Source organism: Paenibacillus sp. J22R98 (assembly GCF_059383835.1).
The window spans coordinates 1-21902 of the sequence record NZ_JBXENW010000014.1 but is presented as its reverse complement, the minus strand read 5'-3'; the positions used below and the strand labels follow the sequence as shown (position 1 = coordinate 21902).

Genomic DNA, 21902 nt, shown 5'->3' with positions numbered 1-21902 from the left:
CGATGCAAATCCGTGAAATATTTAGAATCTATGAGCTCCATCGCTTTCGCCTATACTCAAATCGCTGATATTTATCCGCTCTTTGCTTTCTTCCCTGGAAGAAACCACTTCGCTGATATTTATCCGCTCTTTGCTTTCTTCCCTATTGACAATATTCCCCTTCGCGATTAGAGTAAAAATATATTCCGATAAAACAACTTGGATTAAGGGGGATTAATCGATGGGACATATAGACAACAACTTTTTGTCAGCCATTGAAACGAACTGGTACAGCTTTGTTACTTCCATCTTTGTATTTTGGGTCTTATTTTTTCTTGCACGCAAGCGGGTAAACTTCGGCGCTCGGGTACTGATTGGCCTAGGCATCGGACTTGTAGTCGGCATCCTGTTTCAGAACTTGGACTATGACACCAAAGGCATTACAACGTTCGGCAGCATGTACATAAGCTTAATTCGTATGCTTGTAGTACCACTGGTCTTCATCCTTGTACTGAACAGTATTTCATCCTTAACCAACCTGGAGTATTTGCGCAAAATCGGTCTTAAAACCTTCGCTTGGTTCCTTGGCACCACCGGAATCGGCTCCATTATCGGTCTTCTGATCGCACTTGCGTTCAATCCGGGCAGCGGCATTCAACAGGCGGCTCCGGCGGATTTTGAAGCTCGCGAAATCCCGACTTTCTCCCAAGTTATTCTTGATCTTGTTCCATCCAATCCCATTAATGAAGCAGCCAATGGCAAAGTTGTGCCTGTGCTTATCTTCGCAATCTTCCTTGCAGTAGCCATTATCAAGCTCGGATCCAGAAATCCGGATACGGTAAAACCCGTCCGCGATTTGATTCAATCGCTCGCTCAAGTGCTTCATCAGGTCGTGAAGTTCATCATTCGACTCACGCCATATGGCGTATTCGCACTTATTGCCGGTGTTACCTCCCATTATGGGTGGGAGACGCTGCAGGAGCTCGGAAGTGTCATCATCACCTCTTATGTTGCGCTGATCGTACACTTTGTTCTCGTATTCGGTGGTTTGGTCTTCTTCGTTGCTAAGGTTAATCCAATCCGTTTCTTCCGTAAAATCTATCCAACAATCGCTGTTGCATTTACAACCCGCAGCAGCTATGCAACGCTTCCCGTTAATCTGGATGTCATTACGAAGCGTCTGCATGTGTCACCGCGTATCGCAAGCTTTGTTGCACCGCTTGGCGCCTCCGTCAACTTCAACGCATGCGGCGGCATCTGGCCGGCCATCGTCGTTGTTTTTACCGCTCAGGTGTACAGCATTGATCTGACGTTTACGGATTATATCGTGCTTGTGCTTGTCAGCATTGTTTCATCAATCGGCGTTGCCGGCGTTCCGGGACCAGCCGTTATCTCGACAACAGTCGTATTGACTGCACTGGGTCTTCCGCTTGAAGGCATTGCCATTGTTGCGGGCGTTGAGGCTCTGATCGATATGGGCCGCACAACAGTCAACGCAACCGGAACAACCGTTACTTCCCTGCTCGTTGCGAATTCGGAAGGCGAGTTCGACCGCGAAGCCTTCAACAATGACAAGGACGATGAAATCTCCCTGCAAGCTGCAATTTAATAAGTCGTCAAATAGCCCTCCCGTCCACATGCTGGACGCCGGAGGGCTTTATTTCGTTACGAGTTGATCATCGGATCAAGAACGGCCCTCATCTCCGCTTCCTTCATCGCACCCACTCGTTTTTGCACAATATTACCCTGTCGATCAACAAACACAGATACAGGAATCGACGTGATGCCGTACTTCATCGTGATCTTCTTATCGGAATCGAGCACAGCGCGGAACGGGTAGCCGTTGTCCTGCAGGTACGCGGCAGCCTTCTCTCGATTCTCGCCGACATTGACCGTCAGAATAATAAGATCTTTCTCCTGATAGTGCTCATAGATCTTCTTCATATCCGGCATTTCCTTCTTGCAGTATTTGCACCAGCTTGCCCAGAAATTGATATAGACGTTATGGCCTCTCAGCTCCCGCAATGAAACATGATTCCCGTTCAAATCCTCTAAAGTAAACTCTATTGCCCGATCTTCGGTTGCCTTAGCGGTTTGGGATGCAACAACACCCGCTTCCGCATCACTTAGACTGTAATGACCGGTGACATACACGGCGGCTGCAATCGTCATGACAAGAAGCAGCATCCCCCATAACAGTACGCTTCTCTTCATCCATTAAACTCCTTTATAGATCGAACAGGCCTTGGCCCTGACTGATCAGCTCCAGATTATCCGTAAACACGAGGATACCTATGATTATCATAATGACTCCGCTAACGATCGATACCACAGGAAAATAAACCGCAAACCGCTTCATATAACCCGATAGATTTCCCACCAGGAGCGCTGCCATTATAAGCGGCAGGGCTAGTCCCATTGCGTAAGCCGCCAGCAGCCATACGCCTTTCCCAATCGTGTCCATGCTGCCTGCATAAATAAGAATGGAAGAGAGAATCGGCCCGACACACGGCGTCCAGCCTGCCGCGAAAGCCATGCCGAGCAGGAGTGAGCCGAAGGCCGTCTTCTCCCCGACTTTGCCAAATGACAACAGCCGCTTCTCAGCATACAAGGCTTTTATCTTCACGAGCCCTGTTGTATGTAAGCCCAAGATAATAATCAGCACGCCGCCAATTTCCTTTACAACCTCTATATTCATCGTCAGCAACTGACTGACTGAGCTTACCGAGATGCCAAGCAGCATAAAAACAGCCGTGAATCCTGTAATGAAGAAACCCGCTTTCAGAAGCAATTTCATTCTGGCTTGATGCGACTGGTGTTCAGCTACCGACGTCCCGACAAGATGACTGAGATAGATCGGGATAAGCGGCAGCACGCACGGCGACAGGAAAGAAAGCAGTCCTGCTGAGAAGGCAACGATGAGATCCATGCTTTCTCCTCCTACTCTTACTTAAAATGGACAAAATGGGCAGCCGATTGGATGCCCATTTTGAACGAATCTTCTATTTGCTCGAGAGCAAGTTATACAATACTTGAGCAACCTCGGCTCTAGTCGTAACCCCTTTAGGGCTTAACTTGCCGTTATTGCCGGATACGATTCCGCCTTCCACGAGCGCTGCAGCCGCCTCTTGCGCGTAAGCAGCAATTTGATCAGCGTCTGTGAAGCTGCTTACACTCGCGCCTGATTTGGCCGTTGGAAGCTTGCCAAGTGCGTCAAGCGAGCGATACAGAAGCGTAAACAGATCTTGACGGGTAATGGCTTTATCCGGTGCAAACAGATTGTCGCCAAGCCCGGTTGTGATGCCCAGACGTTTCGCTGCGCCTAGATAATTCGAGTAATAGGTATTGCCTGCATCCGCGAAATTATCCGCTTCAGTCTCGTTCGGCACGATGCCATATGCTTTCAATAGCAGCACCAAGAACTGACCGCGAGTTACGTTCGCGAGCGGGCTGTAGTGAGTCTCGTCCGTACCCGTAGCAATATCTCTTGCTGCAAGGAAGGTTACCGCTTTGCTGTACCAAGAAGCTGGTGCAACATCGGAGAATACAACCTTATTGTAGCCCACGATATATTGCGAGAAATGAGTCGTCACGAAGTCAACCGTTCCCGTTGCAGCGTTGAACACTCCGTTTACCGTTTCCAAGTAACCATCATCGGTCAAATAGTAGACCACGACTGCATTCGGATCTTCGTCCGCCTTCAGCGTATACGGCACACTGACTTTGACACTGCCTCCGCCAAAAGTTGAAACCGTTTGGTCTCCCGCTTTCACCGTCAGCTCATATACAGGTCGGTCACCTAGTACTTGCTTGCCTTCTTCGGTAAGCTCACGCTTAGCAATTTCTATCGTGATATCGGCGTCACCGGAAGCTGCACGAATGTTCTCCACTGCTTTCGAGTCGAACACTATGGAACCGACAGCCGTGTAGTTCACTTTAACCTGCGCCCCAGTGCCATCTGCGACTTCGTTGAAAGCACTGCGCGGAATGCTTAGCTGGCCGGTTTGAGTAGCTGCGCTTGCTTCTACCTTAAATTCGACAACAGCTGATTTTCCGGCCGTTTCTGCTTTCTTCGCATCGGCTACAAGAGCTGTAACCACTTCCTTCGTGACAACAGCTGATGTTGTACCTGTAGCCGCATCGGTTTTGGAAGGTACGGTAAAGGTTGAAGTAGCTGTATCACCTGCAGTTGTATTCGTTACCTCCACAGCAGGAGGCGTGCTCACTGCGTAAGGCGGCGTTGGTGGACTAATAATTTGATCTCCGGGAACGACAACATCCACGGATGCTCCCGCATTGTACAGGACTTCGGTTGGCGCAATCAGCGTCGATACATTACCTACTCGCTGGCTGACTGGACCATTGTAGCCCGGTTTAGCCGCATAACGGACATTGTAAGTACCTGCTGCCAAGCCTGTAATGGAATTGCCCGTTACAGCTGTGTAGCTTGCAGCTCCGGCCAGCTTGTATTCCAAGCCTGCTTTCGTGCCGGTAATGCGGCCGTCATTTGCGGATGACGAAGTTGGCGCAACCCCAGTAAGGCCTGTCGGTACAGCCTCTAATCTTGAGAACAGTTTGTCGAGTGCACCCTTGTAAACCGTGTTTGGCAATACGCCGTTCGATACGTAATCCGGCTGGATATTCGTCCACGAATACATCAGCTCGACATGTCCAAGAATCGGAGCGCTGTTCCCGTCTGCATCCTTGTTGTCCTTGTTGTACGTGAACAAGTAAGGAACCTGCAGCTTGTTTACAATGATTTCATTGTTATTCGCATCGGTGTAACGTACGTCCGTAGTTCCTTTCACGTATTGCGTCTTAATGTTCGTCAGGTACGTTTTCACTAGGTCCACATACAGATTGGCATATGGATGGCCGGTTCCGCGAATCATCAGACGATCGATATCGTGAGAGTTGAATGTAGGCGAATCCGTCTGCGTCACATCTACGCCCGCATCCAGTCTAGGATCCCACATATACACTTTATCGACGTTGTATTTCTTCGCGTATTCATTGATAAACTTTATCGCCGCCTGCGTATTCGGGCACCACGATCCGCCGAAGAGAATCGCGTAGTTGCCTTGTGAAGCGAGCAATTTCGTAAGCTCATGATACGTTACGTGTTCCAACACGACGTTACCATCCGTACCGTCGAAGATGTCCCGTCCGTTAGTCGAATTGAATTTCACGTTTTTATTGAAAGCCAATTCGATAAAATCGTTCGGATTGATCGTGTCGAAGGATTGCGCTGCGCCAAAGACCGCTTTGACTTGATCCTTATACGCGGTTACCTTCGCCGCATCCTCCACGCCGTCTGTCAGGAAATCAGCCGCGCTGTTGCTGCTTTTCAGCGAAGCAACGATTGGCTGGCTGTTCGCGCCGTCTTTATTGTCCTTGTTGTAAATAAAGAGGAACGTTTGGTCTTTGACGTCTGCTGCGGGACTCACTTCAATTGCTGCGCCGCTCGCATCCTTCTTCGTCAAATATTTGTTCACCAGATCCGTGTACACGGAAGCAAACGGGTTGGTGCTGTCTGCAAGATCTAAGCTGACCCCATCAAGCTTCGTATCAAAGTTGTAGATGGTCGAGATGTTGTATTCTTTGGCAACCTGATTGATGAAGCCAATGTTCGCCTGTGTGCTGGCAACGGATGCGCCGCCAAACAGTATGGCGTATGTTCCTTCACTCTCGAATAGGTGAGCGATATCCTCATACGTAGCCGTTCTAAGCACATGATGGGCATCCTTCAAATTCGGGTATACGTCGCTAAAATAATTATACTGGCTGATAGCATTGGTTGAAGGCGGTACGACTACATCCACGGACTCACCTGCGCTATACAGGACTTCGGCTGGCGCAATCAGCGTCGATACATTGTTCACTCGCTGGCTGACCGGACCATTGTAGCCCGGCTTTGCCGCATAACGGACACTGTAAGTACCTGCTGCCAAGCCTGTAATGGAATTGCCCGTTACAGCTGTGTAGCTTGCAGCTCCGGCCAGCTTGTATTCCAAGCCCGCTTTCGTGCCGGTAATGCGGCCGTCATTTGCGGATGCCGAAGTTGGCGCAACCCCAGTAAGGCCCGTCGGTACAGCCTCTAATCTCGAGAACAGTTTGTCGAGTGCACCCTTGTAAACCGTGTTTGGCAATACGCCGTTCGATACGTAATCCGGCTGGATATTCGTCCATGAATACATCAGCTCGACATGTCCAAGAATCGGAGCGCTGTTCCCGTCTGCATCCTTGTTGTCCTTGTTGTACGTGAACAAGTAAGGAACCTGCAGTTTGTTTACAATGATTTCATTGTTATTCGCATCGGTGTAACGTACGTCCGTAGTACCTTTCACGTATTGCGTCTTAATGTTCGTCAGGTACGTTTTCACCAGGTCCACATACAGATTGGCATATGGATGGCCGGTTCCGCGCACCATCAGACGATCGATATCGTGAGAGTTGAATGTAGGCGAATCCGTCTGCGTCACATCTACGCCCGCATCCAGCCTAGGATCCCACATGTACACTTTATCGACGTTGTATTTCTTCGCGTATTCATTGATAAACTTAATCGCCGCCTGCGTATTCGGGCACCACGATCCGCCGAAGAGAATCGCGTAGTTGCCTTGTGAAGCGAGCAATTTCGTAAGCTCATGATACGTTACATGTTCCAACACGACGTTACCATCCGTACCGTCGAAGATATCGCGTCCGTTAGTCGAGTTGAATTTCACGTTCTTATTGAAAGCCAATTCAATGAAATCGTTCGGATTGATCGTGTCGAAGGATTGCGCTGCGCCAAAGACCGCTTTAACTTGATCCTTATACGCCGTTACCTTCGCCGCATCCTCCGCGCCGTCTGTCAGGAAATCAGCCGCGCTGTTGCTGCTTTTCAGCGAAGCAACGATTGGCTGGCTGTTCGCGCCGTCTTTATTGTCCTTGTTGTAAATAAAGAGGAACGTTTGGTCTTTGACGTCTGCTGCGGGACTTACTTCAATTGCTCCGCCGCTCGCATCCTTCTTCGTCAAATATTTGTTCACCAGATCCGTGTATACACCGGCAAACTGGTTGGTGCTGTCTGCAAGATCTAAGCTGACACCATCCAGCTTCGTATCAAAGTTGTAGATGGTCGAGATGTTGTATTCTTTGGCAACCTGATTGATGAAGCCAATGTTCGCCTGTGTGCTGGCAACGGATGCGCCGCCAAACAGTATGGCGTATGTTCCTTCACTCTCGAATAGGTGAGCGATATCCTCATACGTAGCCGTTCTGAACACATGATGGGCATCCTGCAAATTCGGGTATACGTCGCTAAAATAATCATAATGGCTGATAGTACTTGGGCTTGGGCTCGGGCTTGCCGGATCCGCGGCAGCGGTCGAAGCTTGGAAGAACGGAATCGTTAGGAAGATGGCTAGTAGTAATGCTCCTAGTCTGACAATGGGTTGATGTTTTCGCATATAGTTACGCTCCTAATAGTCGGATAAGTGTGAAGTATGCAGCTTAATTGCAATCCTCTACGTCACTTACCACGCCGCAGTCCTCAGTGTCCGAAGAGCCTGAATCCGAAGATGGTGAAGACGGTTGTGAGGAAGAAGAGTTAGATGACGACGACGAGCTCGACGAAGACGTCGAAGGTGCAGCTGCTTGTGGAGTTTCTTTCTTAGCCACCAGGGAGCCCACTTTTTTCGGTCCTTTTTCAGCAGGAGCTGCTGCCGGAGCCGGTGTGCTTGGTTGCTCCTCAACTACAGGTGCGGATACAACAGCTGCCGGTTTTTCTTGCTTCTCGGATACTGCAGCTGCTTTAGGTGCAGCGGAGCTGGTCGTTTCCGGGGAAGCAGCTTTCGGGCTTGTTGTTGCTGCTGCGGCTTTCACTTGCTTCACCGCTGCAGCTTTAGTCGATGCTGCCGGCGCTGCTTTCGTTTCTTTAGCGGAAGCATCCGTATTTTCAATTGTCACAGCTTGTGTTTCATCGGATGGTGCAGCTACAGTCTCAACAGCTGGTTCAGCTGCCGGCGTTTCTGCAGCAGGAGCGACAGTTGCTTCCGGTTGCTTTTCTTCCGTTGTTACTACTGCTGCAGGAGCGGCCTCTTTCGTTTCCGCAGGTGCAACCGCCGGTGCTGCAGCTTGTTCAACAGTAGTAGCGGCATTTGGTGTTGAAGCGGAACCCTCTTGCGAATCTTTATTGGCGAATACTGCGGTATAAGTCAACACCAGAAACACAGCGCTTGCGATGACCAAGGAATAAGTAAGTTTGGACACTTTTGGTTTTTTCATAGAAGGAATCTCCTTTTCGCTCTCTGAGCATAGTGTAGTGGAATCTCAATTTGTCTTGCCTGTAAAGAACGACAGCTTACTTCGTCGTTCCTCCCCCTTAATAATGATTCCGGATAAAAAAAGAAGACCCAACGATGGCGTGTACATTCACGCTCTCATTGAATCTCTGGTGGTCCAGTAGACTGATCATCCTATGCCATCCGACAAATAAATTGCTGTCGTTTGCTTTACTTGTTTCTATCTTATTGGCAATAGAATCCATTGTCAAGACTTTTCCTATCGTTTTTGTCGGAATTAAAATCCGTACCTGAAAATACCCCGTCAATCCGCCGTGCTTAGGCCATCCAGCGCCTCAAGCGTCTGCATCACATGATCGATAAGATCCGGCAAATCCTCCATTTGCTCCTCGTTGATTTTCCGGTTGAAATGCAATTCAATTTCATTGAAATAACTGACCGTCTTTTCGCCGAACGTAAAGCTAAGCGTTTGTGTGGGCGGCAGCTCCGGCTGCCACAAGTCAACGATCTTCTGCTCGATCGCTTTGCACTCCGCTTCAATATCTTGAACCGGCATATAGAAGCGCAATCGCAGCGTACATCCCGGGTTTTCGCCTTTCTGCTCCAGCAGCTCTGCCGCGAGATCCTTCAGCGATGCTTCCAGCCGGATCTCAGCCGTAATGCCGTCTCCGTTCACCAGCGTGAATTGCAGCGCGAATACCCGTGCCATAACTGCCATTTCCAGCCGATCGACTCGATGCGTAATCAATATCTGCCCGGCAATATTGTCCAAATCATAGACTTGGTTCTCAATCGCTACCTTCAAGTTATCAAATACGGTCGGATCAAACATGTGTGATCGAGCTCCCTTCGCTGGTATGGTCTTATCTTATAACGTAGCGAAAAACCTGCCAAGTTCTTCTTCAGCTCCCTTCAAAGTTGACATGCTGAGCCACTATCGTATAAAGTTATTTCAATAAGCCAAATGGATAAAGCCATGAAGGAAAACAGCAGCGTTCTAATCTTGCTTCCAGAGAGCCGGCGGTTGGTGCAAGCCGGTACAGGTTGAACGTGAATTACATTTCCCGAGCTTCTCGTCTCCGAAACTGCCATGTGCAGAAGGAGCAGACGGTTGTCAGCCGTTACATGACAAGAGTGGAGAACGCGCTGCGTTTTCAATTAGGGTGGTAACGCGATGACTCGTCCCTGTCTATGACAGGGGCGGGTCTTTCTTTGTTTTCAACTAACTACTGGAGGGATTTCAAATGTTGAGTGGAACGGTACAAAGCAGTAAAGACCTGGTTAATGATCTGGAGTATCGCGGTCTGATTCATCAGCTAACCGATACCGAAAATTTGCGTAAGAAGCTGGAAAGTGAGCGCGTTACGCTGTACTGCGGTTTCGATCCGACGGCCGACAGCCTTCATATCGGCAGCCTGTTACCTATTCTATGCCTTCGTCGCTTCCAGCTTGCAGGTCATATTCCGCTTGCGCTTGTAGGCGGCGGCACAGGGTTGATCGGCGATCCAAGCGGCCGCTCCAGCGAGCGCTCGCTTAATACCGCGGACACGGTTGCTTCGTGGACGAACAGCTTGAAAGCTCAGCTGTCTGCCTTTCTCGATTTCAATTCAGATGGCAATCCGGCTAAGCTGGTAAGCAACTACGACTGGATTGCTCCGCTTGATGTGATTACGTTCCTGCGCGATATCGGTAAGAACTTCACTGTAAATTACATGCTGGCTAAGGACTCCGTGGACTCGCGCTTGTCCAACGGCATTTCGTTTACGGAGTTCAGCTATATGATTTTGCAAGCATACGATTTCTATAAGCTGAATCAAGAACATAATTGCGCCCTGCAAGTAGGCGGCAGCGACCAATGGGGCAACATTACCGCAGGTCTTGAATTGATCGGCAAAATGGGCGGCAGCGACGCTTACGGCATGACGATGCCGCTTGTTACGAAGAGCGACGGCAAGAAGTTCGGCAAATCCGAGACAGGCGCAATCTGGCTCGATCGGAACAAAACATCGGTGTACCAGTTCTATCAGTTCTGGATCAACACGGACGATAACGATGTAGTCAAATTCTTGAAATACTTCACGTTCCTCTCCCAAGCGGAAATCGAAGCGCTGGAGAACGAACTGCAGCAGCAGCCTGAACGCCGCGTCGCACAACGCGAGCTTGCTCGTGAAGTAACGAAGATTGTACATGGCGAAGAAGCCGTCATAACCGCAGAGAAAATCACGCAAGCATTGTTCTCCGGCGAATTCATGTCGCTGAGCGAAACCGAGCTGGTAGAGGCGCTGCAAGATATGCCGACTACCGTTTGTACGGGTGAAGAAGATCGCAGCCTAATGAACCTGATGATTGAAGTCGGAGCAGCTCCTTCGCGCCGCCAAGCTAGACAGGATATCGAGAGCGGCGCTGTCTCTGTCAACGGACAGAAGCTAACGAATGGTGAAACCATTCTCGGACAAGATCAGAAGCTATACGGCAAGTACATTCTCCTTCGCCGCGGGAAGAAGAACTATTTCCTAGCGCGGTTCGAATAGCCTATTTCATATAACCGGAGCGGCAGCCCGGGACTTCCACTTCATGGAGGTCTCGGGCTGCCGCTTTATGATAAACAAATAAAGCCGCAATCCATGCTGCGCATGGATTGCGGCTTTTCGAGGGCGAATGGCCCAATAGTTTTAAGGTATAAATTGCTGTACGATACGCGTGACTTTACCGTTCTTAATCGTGAGATGATACGGATAATCGCCGACTGCAATGAGGCCGTCCGCATGATAAATCGCTTCGAATTTATCAAGTGGAATCGTTTGGTTCCACTCGGTGGAAGCATTCACGAGGCTGCCGGTGCGGTCGTAGATTTGCATGATGACGGCTGCGCGAGGATCAACCTCAAGCGTCTTCACCGTTTCATCATCGTTCACGATGTAGTAGCCGTCCGGCGCTTTGTCGAGACCGGAATCCGGTTCTTCTTTGACGAAAGCCTCATCCGCCGCTTCGCCTTCGAACCACTGAATCTCGTCTGTCTGCAGAAGCAGCTTGCCGCCTTGCTTGTCCATGCCATTGATGAATACGGTGATCATTTCCGGAGTTTGGGTTACAGGCGCGTAGGCCTTATTATCGACTGCCGATGCTGTTGAGATGCAAGCTACCAATCCGATGATTGTTAGCGCGATGCCTAGCGCATGTCGGTTCATAATTGCCATCTCCTCGCTCGCAAGCGTTAGCGAGACTTGCCCTTTGAGTAAGGCTTGCCTCTATCTCTACTATACCCGTTTTGGGTGAAATTGATAGATTCCGCAAGCTCGAAATTGCTAAAGTTTACGTAAATGTTTTGTCGCTTCGGAAAGCATGCGTAGGCGTGCCGACTACTCCCGGTTTGCAAGCGAAGATTCCGCCTGCATGCGGCTGATCCCCATTCGTATCTGCCGTGAGACCGATACTCGCTGTCGTGATATAGAGGGTATCCAGGTTGTCCCCGCCGAAGATGCAAGAGCTTGCTTTTGCCACCGGAACGTAGATCGAATCCAGCTTTTGCCCGGTCTGCGGGTTCCACCTCGACACCTGCCAGCCGTCCCAATGCGCGATCCACAGCATGCCTTCGCTATCAATCGTCATTCCATCCGGGAACCCTTCCTCCGGCATGAAATCAATGACCAGCCGTGGATTACTGATCGTCCCTGTCAACACATCATAGTCGAATCCAGTTACTGTCTGCTTCATGGAATCGATATAGTACAGCTGCGTCTCATCGAGACCCCAAGCGATGCCGTTGGACACGCCAACGTCATCCGCCATTTTGCGGCAGCTTAAATCGTTATCCAGCACGTAGAAGGATCCCGTGACTTCCACTTCGGCATCCTGCATCGTTCCAGCCCAATATCGGCCGGCGGAATCACATTTTCCATCGTTAAATCGGTTCTCGGGCAAATGCGCCTCCGGGTCTGCAATCGGGGTCAGCTTGCCTGTTCCGCAGTGATAATGCTCGAATCCGTCCCGCGTAGTCAGAATGACGGCATCGCCATCCGAAGCATCACAGACGACAGCGCCAACGGGCTTGCCGATCGTAAACTGCTCATTGCGGCCCGTAGCCGGATCGAAGCGGCTAAATGAACCGCCCGTTATATCCACCCAATAGAGCTTCCGTTGCTCCGCGTTCCAGCTTGGCCCTTCCGCGAGTATGGCTTGGGCGTCAAGCACTAGCTCCGCCTTGCGCAAGTGTTGCTGCTCTCGCAGCTGCGCATTAGATTGCTGCATCACTCGTTCATCCTCCTACAAATCAATAGTCATCCCGCCATCTGCCACTAACACGGCCCCCGTCATAAACGAGTTGTCCGCGCTTGCCGTGAACATGACGACCGATGCGATCTCATCCGCTGTTCCGACACGGCCCATCGGCTGTGCTTCGTTCCATTGCTTCATCGTCTCCTCGCGCGGTGTATCGAGGTTCTTAATGCTGCTCTCCAGCATCGGTGTATGTACAGCCCCGGGCAGCACCGTGTTTACCCGAATATTTTGCTTGGCAAAATCAAGTGCAATCGCCCGAGTCAACGACACGATGCCGCCTTTGGAAGCCGCGTAAGCAGAATAACCATCCAGTGTAGCCAGCGCATGAACAGAGCTGACGTTCACAATGGCACCGCCTCCGTTGCGGACCATAGCAGGAAGCACCTCACGGCAAAATAAAAAGACCGATGTCAAATTATTCGTGATGACTTCATTCCAACCCTGCAAGCTCATCTCCGTAATGCGGATTTGTGGGCATACCGCGGCATTGTTCACCATGACATCGATCCGGCCGTACTTCGCAAGCGTATCCTTTACAACTCGCTTTACATCCGACTCCGATGACACATCTGCCTGCATCGCCGTAGCGATTAATCCCGCTTCCGTAATCTCCTCTGCAACCGACTCGCCTTTGGAAGCCGTGCGGTTTACTACGACAACCGCCGCCCCCTCATTTGCAAAACGGTGACAGACAGCTCTGCCAATCCCGCTTCCTCCACCTGTAACGATGACCACTTTCCCGATCCAGCTCATACGCTGCCCCCATATTCAGACTAACGCTATTATCGAAAGAGACATCCTTGGTATGGACGCCTCTCTTCTGCTCTTACTTAACGGTTTCGCGCTTCTCCCAGCCTTGTTTGAAGAGCGGCAGCCAATTGCCGACTTGATAGGGATGCTTATCGATTTCTTCAAGATTCAGCTCCACGCCGAGACCCGGCCCTTCCGGAGGCAATAAATAGCCATTCTGTACTTTCAAAGGCGGGAGCAGCACTTGCTCTTCCCACGGCTCATTAAATTCATCGAAAATTTCATGAATGAGGAAATTCGGCGTCGCCATGTTCAAATGGCTGCATACAACCGAGCATACCGGACCTTGCGCGCTGTGCGGCGCCGTCACGCCATTATGGGCATGCACCATGCCGCAAATTTGCTTCGATGCCGAAATGCCCAGATACTGCGGCTCCAGCTGAATAATGTGCACCGCATCATGGCGGAGCAGTTCCGCGAATTGCTCGCGCGAGTAGTAGTCCTCTCCGCAGGCAACCGGTACCGGGCTGCGGCGCGCCACTTCAACCATGCTCGAGATGAGCTGCGGCGGAACAGGCGCTTCGAACCAGGTCGGCTCATATTTCAGCATCGCATCTGCGAATTGCAGTGCCGTACTCACGCTGAAGCGGTTATGGCCTTCGATGAGAATGTCGACGTCCTTGCCGACGGCTTCCCGAACAGCCGCAATATTCTCGATCGCAGCTGAGAAATCCTGCCGGCTGACTGTCCGCCAAGCAGCGCCGAACGGATCGAACTTCAAGGCGGTGTAGCCTTTATCGACTACGATCTTCGCTTTCTCGAAGAAGTTCTCCGGCGTATTCGGCCCGCGGTACCAGCCGTTTGCATAACAGCGAAGCTTATCGTGACAGCTGCCGCCAAGGAGCTTGTAGAGGGGCTGATTCGTCACCTTGCCCATGATGTCCCAGCAAGCGGTTTCAATTGCGGCCAGCGCAGAGCCTTGAATCTGTCCGCCATCGGAGTAAACGTCGCGGAACAGCTTCAAACTGATCGTTTCCACATCGAACGGGTCGCGTCCGATTACGAGATGCTTCAGCTCATGAATAGCAGCCTCGACGGTTTTGGCAAAACCATTCAGTGTCCCTTCGCCAAGCCCCGTGACGCCTTCATCCGTATCCACTAACACGAAGAGCCAGTTCTTCCACGGGTTGCCGAGAATATAGGTGCGAATGTTTGTTATTTTCATTGCCGCTATGCCTCCCAATTGATTGTCGTTAATTGAGCCCAGCGTAGCACAGCCGTTTGGGAGGCGACAAGATGTCTAACTTGTATACATCAAAGCATGATCTTCTTCACATATTCGATATGCCGCTGCGTTAGCTGTACAGTCAGCTCGGGGTCGGTGCCTGCCAGCGCATGACGAATCTGCCAATGCTCGTCGATGCTGCCCGCAAGACGCTTCTTATTGCGGTTGAAGGTCGTCCGCACGACGAGCAGAAACTTATCCTGTATGCGCGACATTACCTCGGTATATTCCTCATTATCGAGCCCTGCGATAATCAGCGCATGGAAATGGCGGTCAAGCTCCACATATCGCATGATATCTTCATCAGCTATCGCTTCGGCCTGCTGCGCCAAATTGTCATCCAGACCGGCGAAGAACGCTGCATCCATCTTCCCCGTCAGCCGGCGAACGGCATAGGTTTCGAGCGATAATCGCAGCTCGTAGATTTCCAAAATCTTCTTAAGCGATACCTCTTGTACGATGACCCCTTGCTTCGGAGACAGCTTTACGAGCCCCATCATCTCCAGGCGATCGAGTGCGGAGCGAATCGGCGTTTTGCTCATACCCAGCAGCTCGCTGAGCAGCTTCTCGGGCAAAAACATCCCGCCTTGCCACTCTCCGCTCACAATCCGATTCTTAATCGCTTCGAAAGCCTGATCACGCAGCGTCACAGCGTTCTGCTGCTTCTCCAACGGCCGTCCCTCCTTCGCTTCCTCTCTCTTATGTTATACTACTTTTTAGTAGCTTTCGGATGAAAAATAATAGGAGGGATCCTCCGCATGCCCCGCCAATCGCTGCGCGATGAAGCCTATCACGTCATCTATGAACAAATTATAGGCGGTGAGCTGCCCAAAGGAACCGTCACCTCCGAGGTACAGCTCAGCCGTCAGCTCGATATGAGCCGCACGCCCATCCGTGCCGCGTTGCAGCAGCTCGAGAATGAAGGCTTCCTGCGGATCATTCCCAAGCACGGCGTGCTGGTGCTCGATTCATCTGCCCAGCGGGTCGGCGATCTCCTTGAGCTGCTGACCGCGCTGCTATTGTATGCCGTCACGAGCGTGCGCAACCGCGACGAAGCCGCGCTCGCCGAGTTGTCCCGGCAGCTAGTGGACGAGCTGGAATCGCTGCTGGCTGCTGGCGATGAATCGTCAGCTTATGCTGTCGACGATGAGCCCGACCATGTTGTCGACGGCGAGCTTGCGTTATGTCAATTCGAATATGATTTCGTGAGCCGTGTCATCGCACTCAGTCATAACCAGGAAATGCAGCAAACGCTGGCGAACAGCGCATCCCGCTTATTCTGGGCCGGCAACAAGAAACGGTGGATCGCCCCATACCGTCATGAGATGGGGGACACGCTCCACTTGCTGCTGAGCCGATTGACCTCCGATACCGACAGCTTCATCGAAGCGATGAATCGTTACTTGCAGATGCTGAAGAAGACTTGGATCTAGTCACTAGAAATACTTAGAAGTACGCTTCCACATCGCTCTCCGTCATTGAGTTCACTCTCTAACGAATCCCAGAGGTCTTATTTAGATCTCTGAACTGGGTTTGAATTTCTAACGAATCCTACAAGCACTATTCCATATCCAAATGCCGATTTCGACTCCATTTTCCCATAATAAGACCCATACGATTCGTTAGATCTGAATATCGGCTAAATTCATGCATATAAGGCCCATAAGATTCGTTAGCACATCCCCACAGTAACAATCTTCCTCTAGCTGTCTCGAACATAGCATACTTCTGATCCCGACCCATACAAAAATGGCTGCACCGGGCACTATCCCCCAGTACAGCCATTTCACTTTCCAATATCTCCTGTCACTGTTTACTCATCATTCATCTTTCATCACTCGTAACTCACTTCGCAGTCAGCGTACCCAGCAAAGCTTCCAGCCGGTCGAAGTTCTGCTCATTCCCATCCACTACATAGTCCTTCACATGGTTGAATTCAGCCGCCGTGTTAAATTGCATAAGGAACGACAGCTTCGTACGCCCGACATCCACTTCCTCGAATGAAGCGTTCACCTGAAAATGCGGTCCCGTAACATGTTTGAGCACGATTTGCTCCGGCGCCTTGATCGCCTGGAATACATTTTTATTCTTATAGTCGGTGCCGTCAGGGCCGTGCATGACGAATTCCCAGACTCCGCCTTCCCGAAATTCGAACGTGCTGAACGTGTTCGTAAATCCATTCGGTCCCCACCACTGCGCCAAGAGATCCGGATTCGCCCATGCCTGAAATACAATTTCGCGCGGCGCGTTCATCACGCGCCAATTCAGCACATCTCTCTCGCCAATAATCGGATTCGGGTTCGATTCTTTGTTCATCCTGTTATCCATTCCTCCCTATCATCATGATCATCCGTCACGCAAGAAATTTTTCCGAATCCCTAATTGCTCACGGTCAGCTGTCTGCCATTAAACAAACTCCACCTTGCCGCCCTCCAACGAAGCAATGCGAGCAAGCGACTCCACGCGGAATCCCTGCTCCAAAAGTTTCCCTCTGCCGGACTGGAACGACTTCTCGATCACGATCCCCATGCCGGCTACCTCTGCCCCGGCTTGCTGAACGATTCGCGCCATACCAAGCGCAGCTTCCCCATGAGCGAGAAAATCATCAATAATCAGCACGCGATCATTCGGTGCGAGGAACTTTCTCGATATCGTGACTTCGCTCTCCTCTTGTTTCGTGAATGAGTATACCTTCTCCGTGTACAGGTCATCCCGAAGCGTCAGCGATTTGCGTTTACGTCCGAACACCATCGGCACGCCAAGCTGAAGTGCGGTCAGCACTGCCGGTGCAATGCCCGAAGACTCGATTGTCATGATCTTCGTCACACCGCTCTCGCGAAACAGCTCGGCAAAAGCTTTTCCGACCGCAAGCATCAGCTCTGCATCCACTTGATGATTCAGAAACGTATCTACTTTTAATACCCCGCCATCCAGCACGATGCCTTCTTGCCTTATTTTCTGCTTCAGAAGCTCCACAGTACTCACACACCCCTTGTTCCCATTTCCGCTTAAACCTGCAATCAGTATTCCCCGATTAACCGACCTAATCCTGCCAGATTCTCAAACATGCTTATTTCTAAAAGCGTAATTAATCGTTTGATCCTCCACGCTAATCGATTTAACCAGCAGCGATATTCGGTTATCCGGGTTGATTCCCTCCCAATAGAAATCGGCGGTTTCTTCAATGGAATCGAATAACGGCACTTCGAACGGATCGCCCTTAAACGGCTTCAATACGCCATCCCGTTCCGATTCATAGGTATGTATACAGTGTCCCGTCCCCTGCTTAAACCGGCTGAAATGATACCGACTACGCAAACATACCGAAGGGTCGTTGTCATACGTTTTGAGAATAGACAATTCATACTGCTGCACATCCGCATAGATCACGGCAGAGATCCGCGGCGTAAAATGCGGCGCATCCGGCTCGAACTCTCGGTTCATCAACGCTTGCTCGAAAGTCTGCCGAAGCTGCAACCCCTCATAGATGGTGTCCGTCTGGTCACCGTTAGAGACAATGTGCGCATCCTCCCAGTGGCGGATCGGATAATAAATAATAAGCGAAGGATCTTCCATCAACGCCGGATCGAATGCCTTGTTCCTGACATACATGCCATCCTGCTCAAAAACCCGATTGCGGCTGTTCACGCTGCGTCCCATAATCCAATACACCTGCACGTAATGCGACCCGGAAGGTGTCATGCCTGCAATCAAGGTTCTCCCCGGATAAGGCTTCTCAAACAACTCCTGTTGATAGGACTTCACTCAACACTCGCTCCTCTCCGAATACAAAAAGAGGCAAGGAGAACTCGTAAGCTCCCCCTACCTCTGCCCAGGCGTACGGCTCGTATCCATATGCTCCCTCATGGTTGCCCATGTACGCCAGTTACATACAGACTGCTAAATTACTTTCACAATACCGAATTAAGCCCTATAAATCAACTATTATTCTGCGAGCTTGTTCATACGACCTTATGCTCGCTCAATTCCACGACCTGAACGCCGGGAGGTGCAATGACACTCGTACACACCTTGCCGCTATCGTCCACATACCACTTCACATGGAGATCACCATACGGAGTGTTGACCGTACCGCTGCAAGCGCGAATGCCGCCGACCGGATTTGGCGAGACCATCACTGTTTTGTAACCAGGCTCAAGCGACTGAACACCGAGAACAACTTCGCCGATCCATTTCACAGGCGTGCTGGACCATGCATGGCATAAGCTCATCCGGTAGGAGCCGTAAGCTGTATAAGTGGTGAGAGCATCGTGAAAATCACGCCCTCCGTTTCCTTCCCCATGCGAGTAAGCTTCCCAGAAGGTCGTCGCCCCGTGATCGAGCATTCCGCCCCATACGATCGAGATCACATCATACGCTCGCTCATGTTTCCCAAACCGGGAATAACACTCAGCCAGTTGGAACGCCGATAACGGCGTGATCGGATCCATCAACTCATATTCGTCCAAGAAGGCTACCGCTGCATCAGCACTCACATAACCGCTTGCAATACCGAGCACTTTAACTGCCAAAGCGTAAGGCTCTTTCATAAAATCCTCGGAGCTCAGTGCCCGCATCGGCCAATCGAGCAGCGGCGCCAGCTCCAGCTCAGGTAATTCGGCTGCCAATTTCACCAAGTCGGCATGCGCCAATGCATAGATTGCTTGCAGCGCAATAACCTTCTCCTCGTTGGTCAGCGGTACCCATTCAATCAGAATGCCGTCTTGGATGAGGAGCCCTTCACCTGGTCTCGTATTCTCAAGCACCCATTTCATATGGCGGTGCATCGGCTCCTTCAGCTCCAACACAAATTCCTTATCGCCCGTCTGAAAATAATACTCCGTTACCGTCTTCATCCACCACAGCGTATATTCACAAATACTGTTCATCCAATGCCCGCTCGGCGTACCTTCTCCCAGCTCACTCACCGCACGGCGGATAACCTTCGTATCGTCCCATAAGAAGTAACAGGATTTTGCCGCCAGATAGAAATCAAAGGTCCAGTTCAGCCGATCCCGCTTAATTCCGTCCCACAGCCCAATTTGATGACAAATCCGGCTCGTATGCGCGGAAACCTCAAAGATTTGATTCAGCTCCTCATTATCGCTTTGCAGTTTCCCAGCTTGGCGCAGCGCTACGTGCACCGTCTGGAACGTCAGCTCCAGTTCAAAAGACCGCGCTGGTTCGCCCAGTACATACAACTGTATATAACGACAGCCCTGCGGAAGCGTACAGACCGTTTCTCCCGGAGGAACAACGAGCCACTCCGTAATACAACCGTCGTAATGCGCAAGCTCCATGGTCGATTCAGCACCATTCCATAACAGCTTCACCGGCTCGTCACCTGAGTTTGAGACGATAAACCGGCAGTTATGCTCCGCTAGCAGATCGACAGTCACTCTCGAAGCGCTGCTTAAGTCCATCTCCATTTGCAGCTGTCTCATCGCTTTCCACTCATTCTGCTTCCGCAGATGGTAAAACAGCTCTAACTGCTCCTGCTCCGGTTTGACCACGGATCCATCCTGCCCATGTACGCCGCTGAGACTGACTTTACCGTCGCCCGATACCGCTGCTTCTATCGCGAACAGGTCTTGCACGATGACATTATCCAGATCGTAAGCCGCTATATCTCCAAAACCGCCTGCTACGAAAGCTGCCGGGCTGCTCTCTAAATCTCCGAATGGCTCTTCGCCTAATAAGCATATTTGCGCAGCAGCCGAATCATCCGCCTGCCAGCTCTCCGCCTCCGTTGTAAGCCACAATCCCTCTCCCTGCAGAAACGCGATCGCACCAACCCTGCGATTCCACAGATAGTAGTTCACTTCTACCAACGGGATGAACGCCGTACAATCCATTTCAAACCTAAGCTCATGCTCCCCTGGAAGCAATACATCCGGAAAACCAACAACTTTCATAAAAGCGCCTGCATTCCCGGCACGTTCGGCAATCTCTGCGACTACTTGCCCATCAAGCACAACGCGCGCTCCACCCGTAAACGATGCGTGTAAGGAGACTTGGCGAACTTCTTGCTCTACCGTAAATGTACGAGTAAGCACGCAGCTTGGCCGCTGCTCACGTTTCTGATGCCAAATCCAAACCGGCAGTTTTACCTCAGATTTCATTGTCGTCTCCATCGTATAGTTCCTCTCTTTGCTTACGATTTAACTACTCTGGCTACTTCATGCCAATCACAATGAAGAAACATACCCTGCTTCGCCGCTTCCCCACGCAATCCCGTCATTTCTTTATAAACCGTACACCTTTTATTGGAAACTGCCATAAAGCCATCCTTCTAGATGAAAAGAGTTAATCTCATAAAACGTTTTACTTGGCATCCACAACCACAATTCACTACCTCAGTGTGAGTAATCAAGAGTTGAAAGCACTTACAGGTTATTGTACTGACATCTTACCACCGCAGAAGTAAATTCTTCAACATTAAAACAAACGGCACTTTTTCAACCATGAAACCCTTGATATCACTGGACTTTCTCTCATTTATGGTATAAAAATAATTGAAAAATAAGCGGGCCGTTAAGCATAAAAACGTTTTTATACGGCATTAATTAAATACGCCATTGCATGCCTAATCAAACACTTGCCATAACGCAAAAAAAAGCCCCCTGCTTTCGCAAGGAGCGTTCATTTAAAAGATGGTCGGGATGACACGATTTGAACATGCGACCCCCTGGTCCCAAACCAGGTGCTCTACCAAGCTGAGCTACATCCCGTAATGAAGTAAAATGGCGTGCCCTGAGAGATTCGAACTCCCGACCTTTTGATTCGTAGTCAAATGCTCTATCCAGCTGAGCTAAGGGCACTAATAATGGAGCGGAAGACGGGAATCGAACCCGCGACCCTCGCCTTGGCAAGGCGATGCTCTACCGCTGAGCCACTTCCGCAAGTAAATATGGTGCGCGTAGAGGGACTTGAACCCCCACGGTCGCCCGCCAGATCCTAAGTCTGGTGCGTCTGCCAATTCCGCCATACGCGCATGAGTGAAAATCATTTTCCATAAAAAATGGTGAGTCATGTAGGATTCGAACCTACGACACCCTGATTAAAAGTCAGGTGCTCTACCAACTGAGCTAATGACTCGAGTAAAGATGGTGCCGGCGATAGGAGTCGAACCCACGACCTACTGATTACAAGTCAGTTGCTCTACCAACTGAGCTACACCGGCAAATGTTAAAGACTAAAGCTTTGGTAATAATGGCGGAGCCGACGGGATTCGAACCCGCGGTCTCCTGCGTGACAGGCAGGCATGTTGGGCCACTACACCACGGCTCCGCAGTAAAATTGGTTGCGGGGGCAGGATTTGA

At 50.7% G+C, this 21902-nt stretch carries 17 protein-coding genes, 7 tRNA genes, 1 riboswitch and 1 other annotated feature; of the genes, 3 read left to right on the top strand and 21 right to left on the bottom strand.

Translation table 11 applies throughout. The annotated features are described in order from the left end of the window. Positions 1-220: 220 nt before the first annotated feature. Complete coding sequence (locus AC50Y3_RS27785) at positions 221-1588, top strand: dicarboxylate/amino acid:cation symporter (RefSeq protein ID WP_494821952.1); 1368 nt, start codon at positions 221-223, stop codon at positions 1586-1588. Positions 1589-1644: 56 nt separating this feature from the next. Here AC50Y3_RS27785 and AC50Y3_RS27780 read toward each other — a convergent pair whose 3' ends face one another. From AC50Y3_RS27780 to AC50Y3_RS27760, 5 genes are all read right to left on the bottom strand, one after another. Further along, positions 1645-2193: a TlpA family protein disulfide reductase gene (locus AC50Y3_RS27780; protein ID WP_494821951.1), complete on the bottom strand. Its 549-nt coding sequence runs from the start codon at positions 2191-2193 to the stop codon at positions 1645-1647. A gap of 13 nt (positions 2194-2206) precedes the next feature. After that, positions 2207-2908 carry a cytochrome c biogenesis CcdA family protein gene (locus AC50Y3_RS27775; protein WP_494821950.1) on the bottom strand — a complete coding sequence of 234 codons (702 nt, stop codon included), beginning with the start codon at positions 2906-2908 and terminating at the stop codon, positions 2207-2209. 73 nt (positions 2909-2981) lie between these two features. After that, complete coding sequence (locus AC50Y3_RS27770; RefSeq protein ID WP_494821949.1) at positions 2982-7433, bottom strand: S-layer homology domain-containing protein; 4452 nt, start codon at positions 7431-7433, stop codon at positions 2982-2984. 43 nt (positions 7434-7476) lie between these two features. Then, positions 7477-8250, bottom strand: coding sequence for a hypothetical protein (locus AC50Y3_RS27765; RefSeq protein ID WP_494821948.1), 774 nt, complete (start codon positions 8248-8250; stop codon positions 7477-7479). Positions 8251-8571: 321 nt separating this feature from the next. Continuing rightward, on the bottom strand, positions 8572-9099 hold the full coding sequence (locus tag AC50Y3_RS27760; RefSeq protein ID WP_494821947.1) for a hypothetical protein: 528 nt from the start codon (positions 9097-9099) through the stop codon (positions 8572-8574). A 135-nt stretch (positions 9100-9234) separates the two neighbouring features. After that, positions 9235-9457: a binding site (T-box leader), on the top strand. A gap of 54 nt (positions 9458-9511) precedes the next feature. On the opposite strand from AC50Y3_RS27760, the gene tyrS reads away from it, so the two are divergent. Then, positions 9512-10798, top strand: coding sequence for a tyrosine--tRNA ligase (gene tyrS, locus AC50Y3_RS27755; RefSeq protein WP_494821946.1), 1287 nt, complete (start codon positions 9512-9514; stop codon positions 10796-10798). A 141-nt stretch (positions 10799-10939) separates the two neighbouring features. On the opposite strand, the gene AC50Y3_RS27750 is transcribed toward tyrS, so the two are convergent. The 5 genes from AC50Y3_RS27750 to AC50Y3_RS27730 all read right to left on the bottom strand — a co-directional run bounded on the left by AC50Y3_RS27750 (position 10940) and on the right by AC50Y3_RS27730 (position 15251). Further along, positions 10940-11455: a hypothetical protein gene (locus AC50Y3_RS27750; protein ID WP_494821945.1), complete on the bottom strand. Its 516-nt coding sequence runs from the start codon at positions 11453-11455 to the stop codon at positions 10940-10942. 124 nt (positions 11456-11579) lie between these two features. Then, positions 11580-12515 carry an SMP-30/gluconolactonase/LRE family protein gene (locus AC50Y3_RS27745; protein WP_494822016.1) on the bottom strand — a complete coding sequence of 312 codons (936 nt, stop codon included), beginning with the start codon at positions 12513-12515 and terminating at the stop codon, positions 11580-11582. 15 nt (positions 12516-12530) lie between these two features. Then, a complete protein-coding gene (locus AC50Y3_RS27740; RefSeq protein ID WP_494821944.1) occupies positions 12531-13298 on the bottom strand; it encodes an SDR family NAD(P)-dependent oxidoreductase in 768 nt (255 codons plus the stop codon). A 73-nt stretch (positions 13299-13371) separates the two neighbouring features. Further along, a complete protein-coding gene (locus AC50Y3_RS27735; RefSeq protein WP_091225446.1) occupies positions 13372-14520 on the bottom strand; it encodes a mandelate racemase/muconate lactonizing enzyme family protein in 1149 nt (382 codons plus the stop codon). Between the two features lie 89 nt (positions 14521-14609). Next, on the bottom strand, positions 14610-15251 hold the full coding sequence (locus AC50Y3_RS27730; protein WP_494821943.1) for a GntR family transcriptional regulator: 642 nt from the start codon (positions 15249-15251) through the stop codon (positions 14610-14612). An 87-nt stretch (positions 15252-15338) separates the two neighbouring features. On the opposite strand from AC50Y3_RS27730, the gene AC50Y3_RS27725 reads away from it, so the two are divergent. Continuing rightward, complete coding sequence (locus AC50Y3_RS27725) at positions 15339-16013, top strand: GntR family transcriptional regulator (RefSeq protein WP_494821942.1); 675 nt, start codon at positions 15339-15341, stop codon at positions 16011-16013. A gap of 412 nt (positions 16014-16425) precedes the next feature. On the opposite strand, the gene AC50Y3_RS27720 is transcribed toward AC50Y3_RS27725, so the two are convergent. From AC50Y3_RS27720 to AC50Y3_RS27670, 11 genes are all read right to left on the bottom strand, one after another. Further along, entirely contained in the window at positions 16426-16896 is a 471-nt protein-coding gene (locus AC50Y3_RS27720) for an SRPBCC family protein (RefSeq protein ID WP_494821941.1), read from the bottom strand. 90 nt (positions 16897-16986) lie between these two features. After that, on the bottom strand, positions 16987-17556 hold the full coding sequence (locus tag AC50Y3_RS27715) for a xanthine phosphoribosyltransferase (RefSeq protein WP_494821940.1): 570 nt from the start codon (positions 17554-17556) through the stop codon (positions 16987-16989). A gap of 84 nt (positions 17557-17640) precedes the next feature. Further along, positions 17641-18345 carry an IMP cyclohydrolase gene (locus AC50Y3_RS27710; RefSeq protein ID WP_494821939.1) on the bottom strand — a complete coding sequence of 235 codons (705 nt, stop codon included), beginning with the start codon at positions 18343-18345 and terminating at the stop codon, positions 17641-17643. 58 nt (positions 18346-18403) lie between these two features. Continuing rightward, positions 18404-18480, bottom strand: a riboswitch (ZMP/ZTP riboswitch). A gap of 62 nt (positions 18481-18542) precedes the next feature. Continuing rightward, entirely contained in the window at positions 18543-20714 is a 2172-nt protein-coding gene (locus AC50Y3_RS27705) for an alpha-L-rhamnosidase-related protein (RefSeq protein WP_494821938.1), read from the bottom strand. Between the two features lie 520 nt (positions 20715-21234). Next, positions 21235-21311: transfer RNA gene (locus AC50Y3_RS27700), tRNA-Pro, on the bottom strand. A 13-nt stretch (positions 21312-21324) separates the two neighbouring features. Beyond that, positions 21325-21401, bottom strand: a tRNA-Arg gene (locus AC50Y3_RS27695). Between the two features lie 6 nt (positions 21402-21407). Continuing rightward, positions 21408-21482 (bottom strand) — tRNA-Gly (locus AC50Y3_RS27690). A 9-nt stretch (positions 21483-21491) separates the two neighbouring features. Next, a tRNA-Leu gene (locus AC50Y3_RS27685) sits at positions 21492-21574 on the bottom strand. A gap of 28 nt (positions 21575-21602) precedes the next feature. After that, positions 21603-21678 (bottom strand) — tRNA-Lys (locus AC50Y3_RS27680). Positions 21679-21687: 9 nt separating this feature from the next. Next, positions 21688-21763: transfer RNA gene (locus tag AC50Y3_RS27675), tRNA-Thr, on the bottom strand. Between the two features lie 30 nt (positions 21764-21793). After that, positions 21794-21870: transfer RNA gene (locus tag AC50Y3_RS27670), tRNA-Asp, on the bottom strand. Positions 21871-21902: the final 32 nt, after the last annotated feature.

Bases quoted from the DNA above. Each gene is read 5' to 3' on its own strand.
- AC50Y3_RS27785 (WP_494821952.1), top strand. From the start codon at position 221: ATGGGACATATAGACAACAACTTTTTGTCAGCCATTGAAACGAACTGG.
- AC50Y3_RS27780 (WP_494821951.1), bottom strand. From the start codon at position 2,193: ATGAAGAGAAGCGTACTGTTATGGGGGATGCTGCTTCTTGTCATGACG.
- AC50Y3_RS27775 (WP_494821950.1), bottom strand. From the start codon at position 2,908: ATGGATCTCATCGTTGCCTTCTCAGCAGGACTGCTTTCTTTCCTGTCG.
- AC50Y3_RS27770 (WP_494821949.1), bottom strand. From the start codon at position 7,433: ATGCGAAAACATCAACCCATTGTCAGACTAGGAGCATTACTACTAGCC.
- AC50Y3_RS27765 (WP_494821948.1), bottom strand. From the start codon at position 8,250: ATGAAAAAACCAAAAGTGTCCAAACTTACTTATTCCTTGGTCATCGCA.
- AC50Y3_RS27760 (WP_494821947.1), bottom strand. From the start codon at position 9,099: ATGTTTGATCCGACCGTATTTGATAACTTGAAGGTAGCGATTGAGAAC.
- tyrS (WP_494821946.1), top strand. From the start codon at position 9,512: ATGTTGAGTGGAACGGTACAAAGCAGTAAAGACCTGGTTAATGATCTG.
- AC50Y3_RS27750 (WP_494821945.1), bottom strand. From the start codon at position 11,455: ATGAACCGACATGCGCTAGGCATCGCGCTAACAATCATCGGATTGGTA.
- AC50Y3_RS27745 (WP_494822016.1), bottom strand. From the start codon at position 12,515: ATGCAGCAATCTAATGCGCAGCTGCGAGAGCAGCAACACTTGCGCAAG.
- AC50Y3_RS27740 (WP_494821944.1), bottom strand. From the start codon at position 13,298: ATGAGCTGGATCGGGAAAGTGGTCATCGTTACAGGTGGAGGAAGCGGG.
- AC50Y3_RS27735 (WP_091225446.1), bottom strand. From the start codon at position 14,520: ATGAAAATAACAAACATTCGCACCTATATTCTCGGCAACCCGTGGAAG.
- AC50Y3_RS27725 (WP_494821942.1), top strand. From the start codon at position 15,339: ATGCCCCGCCAATCGCTGCGCGATGAAGCCTATCACGTCATCTATGAA.
- AC50Y3_RS27720 (WP_494821941.1), bottom strand. From the start codon at position 16,896: ATGAACAAAGAATCGAACCCGAATCCGATTATTGGCGAGAGAGATGTG.
- AC50Y3_RS27705 (WP_494821938.1), bottom strand. From the start codon at position 20,714: ATGGAGACGACAATGAAATCTGAGGTAAAACTGCCGGTTTGGATTTGG.